This window comes from Enterobacter cloacae complex sp., from assembly GCF_900322725.1.
Taxonomy (GTDB): Bacteria; Pseudomonadota; Gammaproteobacteria; order Enterobacterales; family Enterobacteriaceae; genus Enterobacter; species Enterobacter quasihormaechei.
On record NZ_LT991957.1, the window covers coordinates 2,694,766 to 2,711,893 of the forward strand.

At 54.4% G+C, this 17,128-nt stretch carries 20 protein-coding genes; 18 read left to right on the top strand and 2 right to left on the bottom strand.

Going from position 1 to position 17,128, the window contains the following annotated elements; translation table 11 throughout:
• Window positions 1–7 precede the first annotated feature (7 nt).
• The 11 genes from flgC to DBR02_RS13450 are packed head-to-tail and all read left to right on the top strand — an operon-like array spanning window position 8 to window position 9,419.
• Complete coding sequence (gene flgC / locus DBR02_RS13400; protein WP_107534594.1) at window positions 8–433, top strand: flagellar basal body rod protein FlgC; 426 nt, start codon at window positions 8–10, stop codon at window positions 431–433.
• Between the two features lie 2 nt (window positions 434–435).
• Window positions 436–1,125, top strand: coding sequence for a flagellar hook assembly protein FlgD (flgD, locus tag DBR02_RS13405; RefSeq protein ID WP_107534595.1), 690 nt, complete (start codon window positions 436–438; stop codon window positions 1,123–1,125).
• 34 nt (window positions 1,126–1,159) lie between these two features.
• Window positions 1,160–2,365 carry a flagellar hook protein FlgE gene (gene flgE, locus DBR02_RS13410; protein WP_107534596.1) on the top strand — a complete coding sequence of 402 codons (1,206 nt, stop codon included), beginning with the start codon at window positions 1,160–1,162 and terminating at the stop codon, window positions 2,363–2,365.
• A 3-nt stretch (window positions 2,366–2,368) separates the two neighbouring features.
• Window positions 2,369–3,100 carry a flagellar basal body rod protein FlgF gene (locus DBR02_RS13415; protein WP_063450813.1) on the top strand — a complete coding sequence of 244 codons (732 nt, stop codon included), beginning with the start codon at window positions 2,369–2,371 and terminating at the stop codon, window positions 3,098–3,100.
• A gap of 21 nt (window positions 3,101–3,121) precedes the next feature.
• Entirely contained in the window at window positions 3,122–3,907 is a 786-nt protein-coding gene (gene flgG, locus DBR02_RS13420; RefSeq protein ID WP_107534597.1) for a flagellar basal-body rod protein FlgG, read from the top strand.
• Between the two features lie 25 nt (window positions 3,908–3,932).
• Window positions 3,933–4,598 (top strand): flagellar basal body L-ring protein FlgH, encoded by a 666-nt coding sequence (gene flgH, locus DBR02_RS13425; RefSeq protein WP_063450811.1) that lies wholly within the window; start codon window positions 3,933–3,935, stop codon window positions 4,596–4,598.
• Between the two features lie 11 nt (window positions 4,599–4,609).
• On the top strand, window positions 4,610–5,701 hold the full coding sequence (locus DBR02_RS13430) for a flagellar basal body P-ring protein FlgI (RefSeq protein WP_063450810.1): 1,092 nt from the start codon (window positions 4,610–4,612) through the stop codon (window positions 5,699–5,701).
• Window positions 5,701–6,108: a rod-binding protein gene (locus tag DBR02_RS13435; RefSeq protein WP_063450809.1), complete on the top strand. Its 408-nt coding sequence runs from the start codon at window positions 5,701–5,703 to the stop codon at window positions 6,106–6,108. The genes DBR02_RS13430 and DBR02_RS13435 overlap by 1 nt, the downstream gene beginning before the upstream one ends.
• On the top strand, window positions 6,095–7,462 hold the full coding sequence (flgK, locus tag DBR02_RS13440; protein WP_107534598.1) for a flagellar hook-associated protein FlgK: 1,368 nt from the start codon (window positions 6,095–6,097) through the stop codon (window positions 7,460–7,462). Before DBR02_RS13435 ends, flgK begins: the two co-directional genes overlap by 14 nt.
• 22 nt (window positions 7,463–7,484) lie before the next feature.
• Window positions 7,485–8,402, top strand: a complete 918-nt coding sequence (flgL, locus tag DBR02_RS13445; protein ID WP_107534599.1) for a flagellar hook-associated protein FlgL — start codon at window positions 7,485–7,487, stop codon at window positions 8,400–8,402.
• 6 nt (window positions 8,403–8,408) lie between these two features.
• Window positions 8,409–9,419, top strand: coding sequence for a hypothetical protein (locus DBR02_RS13450; protein ID WP_107534600.1), 1,011 nt, complete (start codon window positions 8,409–8,411; stop codon window positions 9,417–9,419).
• 12 nt (window positions 9,420–9,431) lie between these two features.
• Here DBR02_RS13450 and DBR02_RS13455 read toward each other — a convergent pair whose 3' ends face one another.
• Window positions 9,432–9,905, bottom strand: a complete 474-nt coding sequence (locus tag DBR02_RS13455; RefSeq protein ID WP_063450806.1) for a hypothetical protein — start codon at window positions 9,903–9,905, stop codon at window positions 9,432–9,434.
• Entirely contained in the window at window positions 9,877–10,806 is a 930-nt protein-coding gene (locus DBR02_RS13460) for a transcriptional regulator (protein WP_107534601.1), read from the bottom strand. Before DBR02_RS13460 ends, DBR02_RS13455 begins: the two co-directional genes overlap by 29 nt.
• Before the next feature lie 839 nt (window positions 10,807–11,645).
• Between DBR02_RS13460 and DBR02_RS13465 the strand changes: the two genes are divergently transcribed.
• The 7 genes from DBR02_RS13465 to DBR02_RS13495 all read left to right on the top strand — a co-directional run bounded on the left by DBR02_RS13465 (window position 11,646) and on the right by DBR02_RS13495 (window position 17,128).
• On the top strand, window positions 11,646–12,584 hold the full coding sequence (locus DBR02_RS13465; protein ID WP_107534602.1) for a flagellin N-terminal helical domain-containing protein: 939 nt from the start codon (window positions 11,646–11,648) through the stop codon (window positions 12,582–12,584).
• Between the two features lie 200 nt (window positions 12,585–12,784).
• On the top strand, window positions 12,785–14,107 hold the full coding sequence (fliD, locus tag DBR02_RS13470; protein WP_107534603.1) for a flagellar filament capping protein FliD: 1,323 nt from the start codon (window positions 12,785–12,787) through the stop codon (window positions 14,105–14,107).
• Window positions 14,108–14,128: 21 nt separating this feature from the next.
• Entirely contained in the window at window positions 14,129–14,521 is a 393-nt protein-coding gene (fliS, locus tag DBR02_RS13475) for a flagellar export chaperone FliS (RefSeq protein ID WP_063450802.1), read from the top strand.
• The gene (locus DBR02_RS13480) at window positions 14,518–14,820 is read left to right on the top strand and encodes a hypothetical protein (RefSeq protein WP_107534604.1); all 303 of its coding nucleotides are present in this window, start codon (window positions 14,518–14,520) and stop codon (window positions 14,818–14,820) included. Before fliS ends, DBR02_RS13480 begins: the two co-directional genes overlap by 4 nt.
• On the top strand, window positions 14,820–15,929 hold the full coding sequence (locus DBR02_RS13485) for a flagellar hook-length control protein FliK (RefSeq protein WP_107534605.1): 1,110 nt from the start codon (window positions 14,820–14,822) through the stop codon (window positions 15,927–15,929). The genes DBR02_RS13480 and DBR02_RS13485 overlap by 1 nt, the downstream gene beginning before the upstream one ends.
• Before the next feature lie 13 nt (window positions 15,930–15,942).
• Entirely contained in the window at window positions 15,943–16,413 is a 471-nt protein-coding gene (locus DBR02_RS13490; RefSeq protein WP_107534606.1) for a flagellar basal body-associated FliL family protein, read from the top strand.
• Window positions 16,414–16,426: 13 nt separating this feature from the next.
• Window positions 16,427–17,128 (top strand): FliA/WhiG family RNA polymerase sigma factor, encoded by a 702-nt coding sequence (locus DBR02_RS13495; protein WP_173937196.1) that lies wholly within the window; start codon window positions 16,427–16,429, stop codon window positions 17,126–17,128.

Sequence of the window (17,128 nt, forward strand, 5' to 3'; positions counted from 1 at the left end):
ACGAAATATGTCTTTTTCGGATATCTATCGCGTTTCGGGGTCGGCGATGACGGCGCAAACGGTGCGTCTTAACACTATTGCCAGCAACCTCGCGAATGCGGAAACCGCCTCGGCTACGGAAGCCGACACCTATAAGGCAAGGCGCCCGGTCTTCGCAGCGGTTTATCAGAACGATGAATTAATGCGTGACAAGGCGCTAAGCGGAGCCCGCGTTCAGGTCATGGATGTCGTTGAAACCGGCAATGCGGTCCAGCGCTACGAGCCCAATAATCCCATGGCAAACACCGAAGGTTACGTCTACTACCCGGATGTCAACGTCGTGGAAGAGATGGCGGACATGATGTCTGCTTCGCGCGGGTTCGAAACCAACGTTGAAGTTTTAAACAGCATCAAAAGCATGCAGCAAAGCCTGCTGCGGCTTGGAGAAGCGTAATCATGAATGTTGAAAGCACCTACAGCAGCAGCCAGGCCACCAGCTCCGCGCCAAATGTGGCCAGCAACAGCACCGTCTCAGGGATGTCGGGCATGTTTATGCAGCTGCTTGTGGCCCAGATTCAAAATCAGGATCCGCTCAACCCGACCGACGGAACGGAATACGTCAGCCAGCTTGCCCAGCTGACGCAGGTGCAGTCCATGGAGACGGTATCACAGCTGATGGCGAACAACGCCGTCTTGATGGATAACCTACAGACCCTGGCCACCGGCAATTTGGTGGGCCAGCACGTCATGGTGCAGACCAACACGATCGAGAGCGATGGTGAAACGGCGCTTAATGGACGCCTGACGCTGGAACATTCAGCCAACGTTGTGACGGTAATTGTGAAAGATGCTGCCGGCGTTGAGCAAAAAATCGAACTGGGCAAGCAGGAAGCCGGCCTCGTGGACTTCACTATCGATCCGCAGGAGCTTGGGCTGAGCGAAGGAAAATACACCCTGAGCGTGGTGACCGATACGGGGGAAGAAACCGTGCAGATCGAGGTGGGCGGCATCGTCAAAAATGTGCGTATCCCGCTTGACGGTAGCGCAACGGTGCTGAACGTCGGCGGTATGGGCGAGATTGCCTACAACAACATTAGCCAGTTTGGTAAGACTTCCACAGACGAAGCCTCAAAAGATAAAGCCTGAAGTGAATCAGGCCGTTAATTAAACAGGAACGATTATGAGTTTTAGTATTGCAACTTCTGGACTGAACGCGGTTACTGAGCAGCTTAATGCTATCTCAAATAATATTGCCAACTCCGGCACCGTAGGCTTTAAGTCGGGCCGCGCAGAGTTTTCCGCGCTGTATGCTGAAAGCCAGCCGCTGGGCGTTGGGGTAACAGCCGTCACGCAAAGCATTACCAAAGGAGGAAGCATCACTTCCACCGGTAGCGCGCTCGATCTCGCGATTAACGGTAATGGCTTTTTCATGGTCCAGGACAGCGCTGGAACGACCGCCTTCACCCGTGCCGGTTATTTTAATACCGACAGTAACGGAAACCTGGTGAACAACCAGGGAATGTATTTACAGGGGTATCCGGTTGATGCCAACGGCAAGCTACAGGTGGGCACGATCGGTAATCTGAATATCAGCAGCGGTTCGATTCCGGCAAAAGCGAGCGGCAGCATTGATTTTACGGCAAACATGGATGCACGTGCGGAGGTTCCGGCGACCACCCCGTTCGATCCGAAAAACAACACGACCTACAACAACTCTTATACCACTCAGGTCTATGATTCACTGGGCCGCGAACATACGTTGAACCAATATTTTGTCAAAACCGGCACCAATACCTGGGAAGTCCACTATTACATGGACGACGTGGCGGTAACCGACAGCAGCGGTGCTGCCGTCACGCAGGCCCTGACCTTCAACAGCCAGGGTGTGCTGACCTCTCCAACCAGCGCCGTTAAGCTGGATGCGGCTATCGCCGGCGCGGACGATATCAGCGTTTCGCTTAACTATTCTGGCTCGACTCAGTTTGGTTCCGATTTCTCCGTGAGCAAAAACAAAAGCGATGGCTATGCGTCGGGTGAGCGTACCGGGCAGGCGATCGACGAGGATGGCTGTGTCTATGCCACCTTCTCCAACGGCGAGCGCCTGCTTCAGGGGCAGCTTGTACTGGCCAACTTTACCAATCCGAACGGCCTTCAGTCGCAGGATGGTACCACCTGGGCTCAGACCGCCAGCTCCGGCGCGCCGCTGACCGGTGCACCGAGTACGGGACTGCTGGGCTCAATCGTCTCCGGGGCACTCGAATCCTCAAACGTCGACCTGACCTCTGAGCTGGTTGGGCTTATGACCGCGCAGCGCAATTACCAGGCGAACACGAAGGTCATCAGCACCAACGACACCATGATGAACTCGCTATTCCAGGCCGTGTAATTTATGGATCGCTTACTTTTTACCGCCGTGAGCGGGGCTTCGCGGAGCCTCAATCAGCAGCAGATCCACGCGAATAACCTGTCCAACGTGAATACGCAGGGATTTCGCAGCGATTTAGATAATGCGGTGGCGAAGCAGATTGCCGGGGAAGGGTACGCTTCCCGCTATCTGGCGCAGCCCACGCAGGGTGGCGTAGATATGTCACCCGGCGCGGTGCGTGAAACCGGGCGTGAGCTGGATATTGCCATCAAGGGCGATGGATTGATCGCGCTGCGGAGCGGCAACCGGGAAGTGTATACCCGCAATGGACAAATCAACGTGAACGCCGACGGCGAACTTTCCATCAACGGTCTGCCGCTGGAAGGCGACAATGGCCCGATTGTTCTACCGCCTTTCGCCTCACTGAGCATCAGCGAGGATGGCGTAATCAGCATCGTGCCGGAGGAGGCCGATATTGCGACGCCGTTAGACGTTGACCGCATCAAGCTGGTGAACATTCCCGCTGAGGCGCTGAGTAAAAACGACGCCGGTTTTCTTATCACCAACGCGACGGAAAATCCGCGCGATGAGGAGGTGACCGTTGCGGCCAGACACCTGGAGTCGTCCAACGTGTCGGCCATCAGCGAAATGGTCTCGAGCATTGCGCTAGGACGACAGTTTGAAGCGCAGATCAAAATGATGAAAGCGGCGGAAGATCTTGCTAACGCAGGTAACCGCCTGCTTCGCGTCTCTTAATGACTTCATGAAGGAATAAAGATGAATCCCGCTTTATGGATCAGTAAAACCGGGTTAGCGGCGCAGGACGCCAGAATGACCACCATCTCTAACAACCTGGCGAACGTGAACACCCCTGGCTTTAAACGCGAACGCGCCATGTTTGCCGATCTGTTTTACCAAAACCAGCGCAACCCGGGCGGCCAGCTGGACCAAAACAATATTGCCCCCACGGGCATCCAGTTCGGGACCGGCGTCAAAATCGTCGGCACTCAGAAAGAGTTTACCGTGGGAAGTATTCAGAACACGGGCCAGAAGCTGGACGTCGCGATCTCCGGTCAGGGCTTTTTCCAGGTAGAAACCGCCAATGGGGATATCGCCTACACGCGTGCGGGCAACCTGCAAAAAACGCCGGACGGCATTCTGACGAATGCTCAGGGGCTGCCGTTAATCCCGCAGATTGAAGTTCCTGAAAATGCCAGCGACATCCAGATTGCGAAGGACGGCACGATTACCGCAACGGTTGCGGGGGAAGATGAACCGGTCGAGCTCGGCCAACTGACGCTGGTGAACTTTGTTAATCCAGCCGGACTGGAAGCGATTGGCGGCAACCTCTATCGCGAAACTGCCGCCAGCGGTGAGGCGGTTGAGGGGGTGCCGGGAGAGGATGCGCTCGGTCTACTGGAGCAGGGCTCGCTCGAAGGCTCAAACGTGCAGGTTGTAGAGGAAATGGTGGACATGATCACCGTCCAGCGTGCCTATGAAATGAACGCCAAAATGGTTTCTGCCGCAGACGACATGCTGAAGTTTGTCACCCAGTCCATGTAACGGCAGAGCAAGTAAAGTGAGAGAGATGAAAAAGCAGGTAGCAGTGGGTTTGCTGATGATGGCACTGTCGGGGTGTGAAAGCCCCGCGCTGCTGGTCCAGAAAGACGATGCGGCGTACGCGCCGCCGGAAGACTTTGCCATGCCTGATACCCGGGTACGCGGTGGAGGGGTATATAACAGCAACTATAACTGGTCGCTTATTCAGGACCGCCGCGCCTACCGCATCGGTGACATTCTGACCGTTAAGCTGGACGAGTCCACGCAGGCTAGCAAGCAGGCGCGTACCAATTACGGCAAGAAAAACGATGTCTCCCTCGGCATTCCGGAAGCGTTCGGCCATTCCGCCGATACGCTTTCCGGGACAGTAGACGGTGAGCGTAACTTTAACGGTAACGCGACGTCACAGCAGCAGAATAGTCTGCGGGGTGCCATCACCGTTGCGGTGTATAAGGTGCTGCCAAACGGGGTCCTCGCCGTGCGTGGCGAGAAGTGGTTAACCCTTAACCAGGGCGATGAGTATATCCGCGTTACCGGCCTGGTGCGCGCCGATGATATCGAACGCGATAACACCATTTCGTCGCAGCGTATTGCCAATGCGCGCATTTCCTACGCGGGACGCGGCGCGCTCAGCGATGCCAATGCGGCGGGCTGGCTGGTTCGCTTCTTTAATCATCCGCTGTTCCCAATTTGATGGAGGCCATGATGTTACAGCGCATTTTGGTACTTCTCTGTCTTATCTGTGGTGCCGCCGTCGCGCAGCCTCTGCGCGACGTGGTGGATATTCAGGGCGTGCGCGGAAACCAGCTGATCGGGTACAGCCTCGTGGTAGGGCTAGACGGCACGGGTGATAAAAACCAGGTGAAGTTTACCAGTCAGTCGGTAACCAACATGCTGCGTCAGTTCGGCGTACAGCTACCGACAAAGATCGATCCTAAAGTCAAAAACGTCGCGGCGGTGGCGATCAGCGCGACGCTGCCGCCGGGATATTCGCCCGGGCAGACCATCGACGTTACCGTTTCCTCTATTGGTGATGCGAAAAGCCTGCGCGGCGGTACGCTGTTGTTAACCCAGTTGCGCGGTGCTGACGGCGAAGTCTATGCGCTGGCGCAGGGGAACGTCGTGGTCGGCGGGGTTAAAGCCGAGGGAAATAGCGGCTCCAGCGTCACGATTAATACCCCGACCGTGGGTCGCGTACCAAACGGGGGGTCCGTAGAGCGAGAGATCCCCACCGACTTCCATCAGGAACCGATGGTGATGCTCAACCTTAAGCGCCCGAGTTTTAAAACCGCCAATGCCGTTGCGGTCGCCCTGAACAATGCGTTCGGGCCCGGAACCGCGACGGCGCAAAGTGCCACCAATGTGGCGGTACGCGCGCCGATGGGCGCCGGAGAGCGGGTCGCGTTTATGTCTTCCCTCGAAGATGTACAGATTAATGCGGGCAAACAGCGTCCGCGCGTTGTGTTCAATGCCCGTACCGGTACGGTGGTGATCGGCGATGGGGTTATCGTGCGTGCGGCGGCTGTGGCTCACGGCAACCTGACCGTAACCATTCGGGAATCGACGAATGTCAGTCAGCCAAATGCGTTCGGCCAGGGGCAGACGGTTGCGTCACCGCAAAGCGACGTGAGCGTGAATCGTGGCCACGGCCAGATGGTTACCGTTCCCGCCGGGACGAGCTTACGCAGCATCGTTAATACCCTCAACAGTCTGGGCGCAGCGCCGGATGATACGATGGCCATTCTCCAGGCGCTTCATGAAGCAGGTGCCCTGGAAGCAGAACTGGTGGTGATGTGATGTTAAGCGCAATCAACCGGCAGCAGACTATTTTGCCCGGTGATTTTACCGGGCAGATGAAACCTCAAAACCTTGAACAGGCTGCCGAGCAATTCGAAGCCATTATGCTGCGTTCGATGCTCTCGCAGATGCGTAAGGCCTCGGACGTGCTGGGCGAAGATAATCCCTTCACCAGCAAACAGCAACGGATGATGCGGGATTTTCATGACGACAGGCTTGCGGCAGAGCTGGCGTCAATGCGCAGTACCGGCATGACACAAATGATCGTTAACCAGCTCTCTCCGCAGACGGTTTCCCCGCTTAAGAATGCGGTCGACATGGCCGCTTTACAGGAGCAAACGCCAGCATTTAATACGCCCGTCACACTACCGACGCAGCGGGCAGGAGTAAGCCATGAGCATGATTAATATTGCCTTCAGCGGGTTGCAGGCTGCCCAGTTGGGCATGACCGTGACATCTAACAATACCGCCAACTATCTTACGCCCGGCTACAGTCGACAAGGGATTATGCAGAGCGCCATAGGCCCGATGGGACAGACGGGGCTTTCGGCGGGAAGCGGCGTCCAGGTGGACAGTATTCGTCGTATCTCCAACCAGTATCTGGTGAATCAGGTCTGGCAAACCAACAGTAAGGCCAATTTCTACAGCACGGGTAATCAGTACATTAGCGCGCTGGAGCAGGTATTGGGTACGGACTCAACCAGCCTGGGCAATGGCCTGGACGATCTCGTTAGCGCCCTGAGCGCCTTGACGCAGGAGCCGGAGTCGCAGGCGTTACGCCAGCAGCTATTGAACCAGGCGAACAGCCTCGCGACCCGCTTCAACAGCGTGAATGACTTCATTAACAGCCAGAAAAGCTCCATCAATACCCAGCGCGATGCGGTCGTGCAGGAGATAAACACGCTCAGTAGCAGCATTGCGGATTACAACCAGAAAATCATTGAGATGGATTCTACTGGCGGTAACAGCAGCGTGCTGCGTGACCAGCGAGACGAACTGGTTAAGCAGCTCAGCTCCATGACGGACGTTAAGGTCACTGAAGATAGCGGCGGCTACACGGTTTCGTTGAGCAACGGTCAGCCGCTGGTCAGCGGGAAGACTGCCGGCCAGCTGAGCGCGGGGACTGACAGTCAGGGTAATCATACGCTGACCCTGACGTTTTCAAGCAGCGAGTTTTCCCTTGACCCGTCCACGGGCGGCCAGCTGGGCGCGCTTTATGAATACGAAGTCGGCACCCTGAAGCAGATGAACGATGCGGTGCTGGGGATGGCGGAGTCGCTGGCGGATCTGTTCAACAATCAGCTGGCTCAGGGTTACGATCTCAACGGCGATCCGGGTAAGCCCCTGTTTACCTTCGACCCGACCAATCCGGCGGGCATTCTGCAAGTCAACGATCTGGAGCCGGAAGAGCTGGCGCTTTCGGGCAAAGCGGATGAGCCGGGTAATGGCGATAACCTTAATGAACTCATCAAGCTGAAAAACCAAAAAACCACTATTCCGGGCCTGGGCAATATGAGCCTGAGCGAGGGAGCGGCGGCGATTATTTCGAGCATCGGTATCGCCAGTAAGCAGAACCAGACGGAAATGGAGGCGGCGGTTGCGGTCAATACCGAGGCGCAAACTCAGCGTGACAACGTCAGTGCGGTAAACCTCGATGAGGAAGCTATCAACCTTCAGATATATATGCAGGCCTATACCTCCAACATGAAAGTTATCTCCGCTGGAAATGAAATTTTCAACGATCTGTTGAGCATTTTTTAAACGCAATCAGGAGCACTAACCTATGCGTATAAGCAGTCTTTACCACTCTAACGCCATGCTGGCTCAGTTGGGAACAACGGGGGTTAAAGTGGGTAAGCTGATGGAACAGCTGGCCACTCAAAAACGCGTCAATGTTCCCTCTGACGATCCGGTTGCTGCCAGCCGTCTGGTACAGCTGAACCGGGAGCAGTCCGCCATTAAACAGTATCAGAGCAACATCGCGAGCCTGAGCGGCGCACTCTCCGTGCAGGAGTCACACATTACGGCGCTCAGTAACGAAGTGCTGGCGATTGGCGACAGGCTTAAGCTGGCTAACAACAGTACACTCAGCCAGAAAGACATCGCCGGGTATGGCATCGAGCTGGAGTCCATGCTCGATTCGCTGGTGGCCACGTTAAACAGCAAAAATGAGAGTGGAAGCTATCTCTTTTCCGGGACGAAGACCGATCAGCAAGCTGTAACCTGGGACGAAACGCTGGGCGAGTATGTGTATGGAGGAAACGACGGCACGCGGGAAACGCAGGTTGCTAACGGCGTAAGCATCACTGAAAACACGAACGTTGCTGGTGCATTCTCCAGCAGCGGTAACGACCTTGAGATGCTTAACAATCTGAAAGCGCTGAGCCAAAAGATGCAGGATCCTAACGCCAGTTATGCCGACTACCAGGACGAGGTGACAGCCATGATAGACATGGTGCAGTCGACCAGCGATAACCTTGGATCGCTGTTGACCGATCTTGGGGGCCGCCAGAACCGCCTGACGTTAATTGACGACGCGCATACCGACGTCAGCCTCTCCAATGAGCTGGTACAGAATGAGTTGGGCAGCGCAGATCCTGCGACGGCCACCATTAACTTGCAGCTGTATACCATATCAATGCAGATCTCCAGTCAGGCTTATAGCAAGGTGAGCCAGCTTAACCTCTTCAGTTTGTTGTAAATTATTATGCAGGTAAGTTTAAAAAACGCCTCCATTACGACCTCCTCCCCGGCGACGGCCGGGCGAGGTAATATTGATGCACCGCAGACGGTTAGCCGCGTTCTGCCCGCTACCGTGGCGCCGTCCCGAAGCACATTTCCTGAATCTGCGCTGCTCTCGCGTCGGCCTATGCGCTATAACGTACAGCTTAACCAGCAGATCACTTCCGTTCAGCAGGCCGATAGCTATCTGGCCCAGACCGAGGCGCAGCTGCTTAAGCTTCGCCAGTCGGTCGCCCGTGGCGGTGATAGCGGCGCGCAGGCTGCGGCGCTGCAAAAACATCTTTCGCGGCGAACGCAGCTCTCTGGCGGAACGGTCGATCGCCAGCTACGGGCTTCGCTTGAGCAAAAAAGCACGGTGGAATTCACGCTGCCGGGGAGCGAAAAACTCCTGAGCGATCCGGCTGGCGAAACGCTTGTCTTTTCGCTCGGGGGTCGCCAAAGGGAGATGGTTGCAATAGCGCTGCCGGAAGAGGCGACGCCGCGTCAGACGCTGACGAAACTGAACGTCGGGCTGGGGCGTCTGGGGATCCATGCCTCTCAAACGCAAGGTGGGCAACTGTTATTTAGCGTGGATGAAAGCCGCTGGGAGCGGGTGAGTCAGCAGCTTAGCGTTCGCGGCGAAAATCACCACTATCCGGCGGATGCCTTCACGCTGCTGGCGCCCCAGGCGGAAAGCGCAAGCAGTGACGAACTTCTTGATATTGCCGCGCGACGCGAGCGAGAAGGGCAAATGAAGCTCCAGCACAGCCTGGATCACGTCACGACCCAGCGCAGCAAGCTGCGGCACCATCAGGAGCGCGTCAGCTCGCGAATCGGTGAAATGGCGACGGCGTACGATACCCGACAGGCGCTTGAGGCATCGCGTCATCTGGGAGAGGTGCTGGCCCGCAACAGCTATGGCGTGCTGTCGCAGGCTTTGGGCGCACAGGCTAACGTGCATTTGGCAACGGTAAAAAATTTGCTGGGACAACGGTAAGCGGGGGCCCGCTTACCGGGGGAGCGGATGAAGGAATATCGCTCCGTTTTGTCCCACCACGATGGGGCGCTCTTTGGCTGATACCGACTCCATCCAGTAGTAACCTGAATTCATTAACTGATCGGCAAGGCCATCAATCATCAGCTTGCTCTGGCGTGCGCCATAGAAGATGGGCGTCATTGTGAAGTAGATTCGGCCATGAATCTCCTTCGTCGGCGTCAGCTTACCTTTCATCATGATACGGTTATCGTCCGGGCTGGTGATGCTCATCAGCAGCACATTACGGGTCGTCTGCAAATTGACGTTGTAGACCTCCTTACTCTGAGACATCAAATCATACATGCCCAGGTCAAAGTTAGCCGACACGTCACGGTTCCCGGCGGGCGAATTGGGCATAAGCAGCTTGAATGCCAACACGATCAGCACCAACAGAGACGTTATTGAGATAATCAGATAGTTAATTCGTTTTGCATGTTGCCATTTCATTCAACTTTCTCCTGGTTTCGCGCAGGATCAGATCGTTCAGCCTTACGGGATCGACACGCCAGTGGTAAATGACCATCGCCAGCTGTTTTTGATCGCACCCGTTCGTGAGCACGAAGCTGTAATTTAGCGTGGGGGTGTTGCCGTAAAAAAAGACCTCCATCGTGGCTGATTTCATTTTTATCTGCTGATTGAGGGTATACAGCGAATCCTTAAGCTTGTTGTAGAGGTTGGCCGCCATATAGGCTGGCTCAACCCTGGACTCCACGGAATAGATCCGAATGTTGCTATAGATGCCCTGGTGAAGTTCACGTGCATTCAGACGCTCGCCAAAGCTGCCAGCAAAATACCCGCTAACCAAAAGCGTGATACAGGCTGTGAACAGAATGACCAGCATAAATGAGAACAGACGGCGATGACCCTTTTTAGGTTCAATGACCCGCAGCAGCGTCTCATTCGGTACCTTATCCTCATTGGCTTCCTGCGCCACAGGGAGCAGAGCACGCTGCCCGGCCGCACTTTCCTCCTGCCCGTCGAGGAGCTCTTCCGGTTGGCTTACCTCCTCTTCATCTTTCTCAACCGTGCAACAATATTCTGCTTCAAGCAGGTAGCCTCGCCGTGGGATGGTTTTGATGATGCGTTGATTTTTACCATCATCTTCCAGCGCGGTGCGCAGCGCGTGAATGGCATTCGGCAAACTGTTATTACCGATCACGCGCCTTTCCCATACGAGCGTGGTCAGCTCCTCACGAGTAAATATTTTCCCCGCGTTCTGCGACAGTATATCCAGTAGCTTGAGTTGATATTCACCCAGGCGTTTACGTTCTCCGCTAGCTAAATGGAGAATCGAGCCTGAAGCAACATCAATCAGCCAGTTGTTTACGGAACAATAGCGTTTATTCATGTATGCGTAATGGATTCCACCATTCCAGGAATAAGAGTAACAAATCGGCAAATAGCCGGTCGCAATCCGTTATGAACAGATTGTTCTATCAACTCCATTTAGGATTCTTAATGAATGCCGCGTACCTGCGGTGAACCACGTCAGAGGATGTTATGCGCTTCCATATGATCTGTAAAAATTATGCTAACAGAAGATTTTCTCTTCCAATATACAGGGCACAAGGAAGGAATAATTTTTTCCGCGCCTATTTTTACGTGATCCAACTGCTTCACGCAACTCAAATTTAGGAAAAGTCTACCTGGTTATTAGGATTAGTAACCACAACGTTAACAGAAATTATTAAATATTCCTAATGTTAATAATATGGTTATAGAGTGAATACATGGTATTAATATTGTGGTGTGTTTGTTCTGGCTCAAAGTTGAATAATTATTGTTTAAAAAATAAAATTCAGCGTTTAATTTTAGGCGCGGTTGTGTCGCTTTATTTGCGCCTTCTTATAATTTCGCTAAAGAATAATGCGAAAAAGAACTATATAAATTAAGGTTTTTTATAGAATTATCATTATGTAAAAGCCGCTAAAAATAGATAAAGAAAATTAAAGCAGTTTAACGCGTGAGTCAGAGCGGCATGGACAGGCGATTCCTGCCATTTTTCCCTCCCCATGCGGTATTTTATGCGCCGGCATTCGTAAAATAATATAGATAAAACAATCGCTTAATTTTCATCGTGTTTAATTTTTGTTCGAACGAACGTCAGCGATTTAATGTTCATTTCACCTGTGTCGTCTTTAGTCAATACAACATCTGAACCACCTGAACGACAAAGGGAATATACATATGTCAATGTCTATCTTTACCAACGCCGCCTCCATGGCATCCACCAATGCAATGAACAATGCGAACAAGCTGTTGACCACCTCTATGGAGCGTCTGGGCACCGGTAAACGCATTAACTCCGCGGCGGACGATGCGGCAGGTCTGCAAATTGCTACCCGCTTGCAGGGCCAGTCCAACGGTATGACCGTTGCTCAGCGTAACATTGCTGACTCCACTGCGATGATGCAGACCGCGGAAGGGGCTTTTGATGAAGTAAGCAACATCATGTACCGCATGAAGGACCTCGCAACCCAGGCGGCGAACGACACGAATACCCAGAAAGACCGTGATGCCATCAACACCGAGCTGAACGACCTGAACGCCGAGCTGGGCAACATTATGAAAAATACCTCTTATGCGGGTGAGAAGCTGTTCGGCGCCTCCGGTAAGTTCGGTAAAGAGTTAAGCTTCCAGATCGGTTCTTCCGCCGATGAAACCATGAAGGTCGATCTGAGCGCTGAGCTGGGCGGTGCAGGCGGTGCGAGTGGTGCGAGCGGTGCGAGCACCGGTCTGATTGACGGCAGCGGCAATTTCAATGGCCTCAACGGGTCTGGATACACGATCTCCGCGAGCGGTGCGAGCGGTGCATCTACCAGCTCAATTGAAATTAAAGATGCTGCGGGCGCGAAAGCGTTGATGGAAGACCTGGAGAAAACCCTTGATGATGTGGGCAGCGTCCGCTCCAAAATGGGTGCAAGTATCAACCGTCTTAGCTATGCGGCTTCGAACCTCGCAAACATGCAGGACAATACGGATTTGGCATTAAGTAACGTCCGTGATGCGAACTACGCAACGGAAGCCTCCTCCATGACGCGTAACCAGCTGCTGTCGCAGACCAGTATGTCCATGCTGAAACAGTCCAACAGCATGTCCAGCATGGTGGTCTCTCTGCTGGGCTAATTCATCCCACATTAACGCAGTTAAAACACCGCTGTATGGCGGTGTTTTTGTATCCGCTTACCAGCCGGCTTCGTCTTTAAAGCGGAAAAGCGTATTCCTGGTTTTTTATAATTAATTGATTTTAAACGATTAAAAAGTTGGCACGCTAATTGCTAATTATTGGCAAGTCAATCACGGTTTGCGTGCCAGGAGAATGAAACATGTCTGATTTTGATCCCACTTATCTCGCTTCGCAGCTGGCAAGCCTTGATATTCTTCCGCTCCAGAACTCAATAACGACCAAGACCAAAACGCTGGAGGCGCAGAAAGAAGCGCTCTCATCACTACGCTCGGCGATGACGACCTTCCGCAGTGCGATTACCGCCCTGAACTCCAGTAGCGCCAGCGTGCTCAAAAATTCCGCCACGCTGAACCAGGAAGGGATTGCGACCGTCACCGCCGACGCCAGCGCGCGTAAAGGGACATACAGTATCAACGTTAACCAGTTAGCGACCGCCCAGCAGAAAAGCTACGGTGGGCTGGACGATGAGGCCGTCAAGAACGCGACCGGTACGCTGAAAATCAATCTTAATGGCGAAAGCATTGAGATTGAGATGGACGATCTCGAAAACCTCGGCGATCTCGCCGATGCGATTAACGGCACGGATTTTCCAAGCGCGTCTAACTCAACGACCAGCGCCGAAGGGCAAAACGGCGTCACCGCCTCGCTGATGCGCATCGATGGCAAGGTCTCACTGATTCTCAATAGCGATCAGAGCGGTTCCAAATACGATATCCAGCTGGATACCAGCGGCATGACCAGCGGGCAGGACATTTTTGATAACGAAGAGATCATCACCAGTGGCCGGGACGCCAAATTCACTCTGGGCGATTCGCCTACGGAATACACCAGCAGCTCCAACACGCTGGACGATCTGGTTGACGGGGTCTCCATCAAGCTCACCAGTACAACCGAAAACAATAAGCCACTGATTATCACCATCGATACGGATACCGCTGAGACCAAAACGCAGGTCCAGACCTTTATCGATGCCTTTAACACGCTACAAAGCACCATTTCCGAACTGACGTCTACCAGCGGCAGTTCGCGCGGCGCCTTTGCGGGCGACGCCAGCATCACGTCTCTGACCAGCGAGCTGAGCGGGCTGCTGCGCGGCACATACGGCATGCAAAACATGACCAAATTCGGTATTTCCGCCGACAAAGACGGCAAGCTCACGCTCGATTCTGACGTCTTTGAAGAACAGCTCAAACGCGATCCGCAAACGCTCACCCAGTTCTTCAACGGCAACGACGGCTTAATCAAGACGATGGATAAAGCGCTGGATAAATATCTCAGCAGCTCCAGCGGCCTGCTTAAAGGGCGACAGGAGACACTCGATCGCGAACAGACCGAGATTGATACCAAAACCGAAAAGATGGAATCGCGCTATGAGTCTGCCTACAACCGCTATCTGAAGCAGTTTACGCAGTTGCAGTCATTGATGACGCAGATGAACAACACCATGGGTCTGTTTAGTTAATTCTGAGGGAATTTCGCTGCTATGTACGGTAACGAACAGGAAGGATACGGCCTTTATCAACAATCGGATCTGGCGCTCCAGGCCGCCGCCGCGAATCCGCATCAGCTGGTATTGATGCTGTTCAACGGCCTGATGGACGAGCTTGTGCGCGCCAAAAGCCATATTGCGGCCCGCCGTTTTGAGCGTAAGGCGCAAAGCATCAATAAGTGCATCGATATTCTGAATGCGCTGACCAGTTCGCTGGATTACGAAAAAGGGGGCGAGCTGGCGCTGAGCCTGGCGAATCTATACGACTTCTGCGTGTATCGCCTGTATGACGCCAGCCACAAGCTCTCAATAGAAATCATTGAGGAGGTAGAAGTGATTCTGGGCAATATCCAGGAGGGCTGGGAAAAAATGGGCCAGGGAAAATGAGCACGCTTCACACCCTCCAGACGCTGGCAAAAGCGCTGCGTGACGCAACGGAAAACCATAACTGGCCCGCCGTCATGAACGTGGATGCCAGCATCGCTGAGTTCCTGACCGGGCTCGGGGATCGCCCCCTCTCGTCTCACGAGCGTCAGGCGCTGGATCACCTGAAAAAACTGCACCGGCAGGCGCGCGACTACTGCCAGGGGCAAAGCGACATCCTGGCGGAAAAAATGGACCTTGCGTTACGTAACCGCGAGGGCGCGACGGCGTATGCGCTGTTTAGCGACGTGGAGGGGGGCTAATGGATATTCTCAATCTTTTTCAGGGCACCTTCATCGGGTCTGGCCTGCTTATGCAGGCCGAATCTACACCTCTGGCGGTCCTGGATCCTGAGGCGGGGCAGCCGACGGCGGACTTTAATGACGCGTTATCCAACGTGATCGGTACCTTACTGGCGGGACAGGGCGCGCCTGCCCCGATGCTGCCGGGCGAAGAGCGACCCCTCTTGTCCGAGGAGGATGCTCCGCCCTCTGCCGAGTCACTGCTAAAGGATGATGCGCGTCAGCAGTTGCTTGAGACGCTGCTCATGTCGGGGCGAGCCGCTTCGCCGACCTTCACCGATAGCCCTGTTGGGCTGGCGGTAAGCGCGACGCCACCTGCGTTGACGCTGGAAGTAAAGCCAAAGAGTGACGCCGCGCGCGCGCTGTCGGTCCAGCATACGTCACTGGCTTCACAAAGCGTTCCGCTTGCCTCAGCACCGACGCAGCAACCGCTAACACCGCTAACGCAGCCCGCACCGCAGTCGGCAGGCGTGGACGCTGTGCCAGCCGCCACTGTTGCACACGTCGTTTCGCAACCGGCAGCTGCTGACCTGACGCAGGTGATGCCGGTAGCAACGTCAACGCCAGCGTCAGCATCACCCTCTCCGGCACCGTCCGTCGGCGCGGCTGTGACCTCCACGCCATCCCTGCCCGCGACGACGCTGAAGATGGATCCTGAACCTTCACGCTGGAGCGAGCAACTTCAAAGCGCGCTGGGAGAGCGCCTTCAGGTACAGGTTAAGCAGCAAATTCAGCATGCCACTATCCGTCTCGATCCCCCGGATATGGGCAAAATCGACATCGCGATGCAAATCGATAGCGGACGTGTACAGGTACAAATCAACGCAAGTCATGCCGAGGTTTATCGTGCCTTACAGCAGACAAGCAACGAACTTCGGCAGAGCCTGACGGAGCAAAACTTTGTCCAGGTTAACGTCCAGGTCTCTTCCCAGTCCGGAGGACAACAGCAGGGAAGAGGACATCCATTTAACGGGCAGCAGGACGCCATTCTGGCAGGTGCAGAGATTGCTGCTCATTCCCCGAACGGCGACGACGCTCGCCACGATAACTCGGTCCTTCTGACGGTATAAGGCACAGAACACTATGAATGCAAAAACGCTTTCTTTCGGCATTATCATCGCCCTCGTGACCGCCATGCTGGCCGCCGGTATGACGGTGGTCGGCACGCATCTGCTTCGTCTGGATGAAACCACGGGTAAGAGCTTCCTGTCCGGGATGTTTTCCAGCCCTGAGAAAGGCGCCGTTGAGTTTGTGGAGATCAAAAATGTGGTCATCACGCTAAGAGGGACCGGGCATAAAGAACGCTATCTGTTGCTTGAGCTCAATCTGGCGACCAGCGATGCGGAAAGTACGCGTAAAGCGCAGGAGATGATCCCTGCCGTTCGCGGCGCCACGGTAAGCCTGCTCTCAGACCTGGATTACGACGTGGTGCGCGCAATGAGCGTCGAACAACTGCATAAAAAACTACAGGACGCCTACGCAGCCCGTTTCAAGAGCCTGAAGATGAGCGTTCCTTTCGAGGACGTCATCATCAGCAAAATGGTCTTCCAGTGAAAGCGGCACCGCAATGCAAATGATGGATTTTGTCGCGAACGAAACGCTGACCCCCGCGGATGAAGGGCGCTATCTCAGCGCCTATTTGCCGCTGGTCAAAAAGATTGTGAAACAGCTGTCGTACCAGACCAGCAGCGTGATGGGTCAAGAAGATATGGAGCAGATCGCGCTCATGGGCCTGTTAACCGCCCTGCGTCGCTATGGTCATCCGGACGAGCAATTTGCTGCCTATGCGGCACAGCGTATTCGCGGCGCGATACTGGATGAACTCCGCTCGCTTGACTGGCGTCCGCGGCGCCTGCGGCAAAAGACGCACAAACTCAATGACGATATCCGCGACGTGACGCGTCAACTCGGGCGTACGCCCACGTTTGAGGATATCAAACGTCATCTCTCCATTTCTGCGGAAGAGTACCAGGAGTACCTGTTGCTGGATTGCGCCAAAACCATAGAGAGCCTGGATGAGCTGTTAGGCGATGATGTTCACACCAGCGCGCTGGATAGCCGCAAGCTGGAGGATGAAATCGTCGTTAGCCGGACGCTGCGCAGTGCGCTGGCGGCGCTGGATGAACGCGAACAGCTGATCCTGACGCTTTATTACCAGCATGAAATGAGCCTTAAAGAGATCGCTTTGGTCCTTGATTTAACGGAAGCCAGGGTCTGTCAGCTCAATAAAAAAATCGCCCAAAAAATTCAGTCTTTTTTCCAGAAGTGA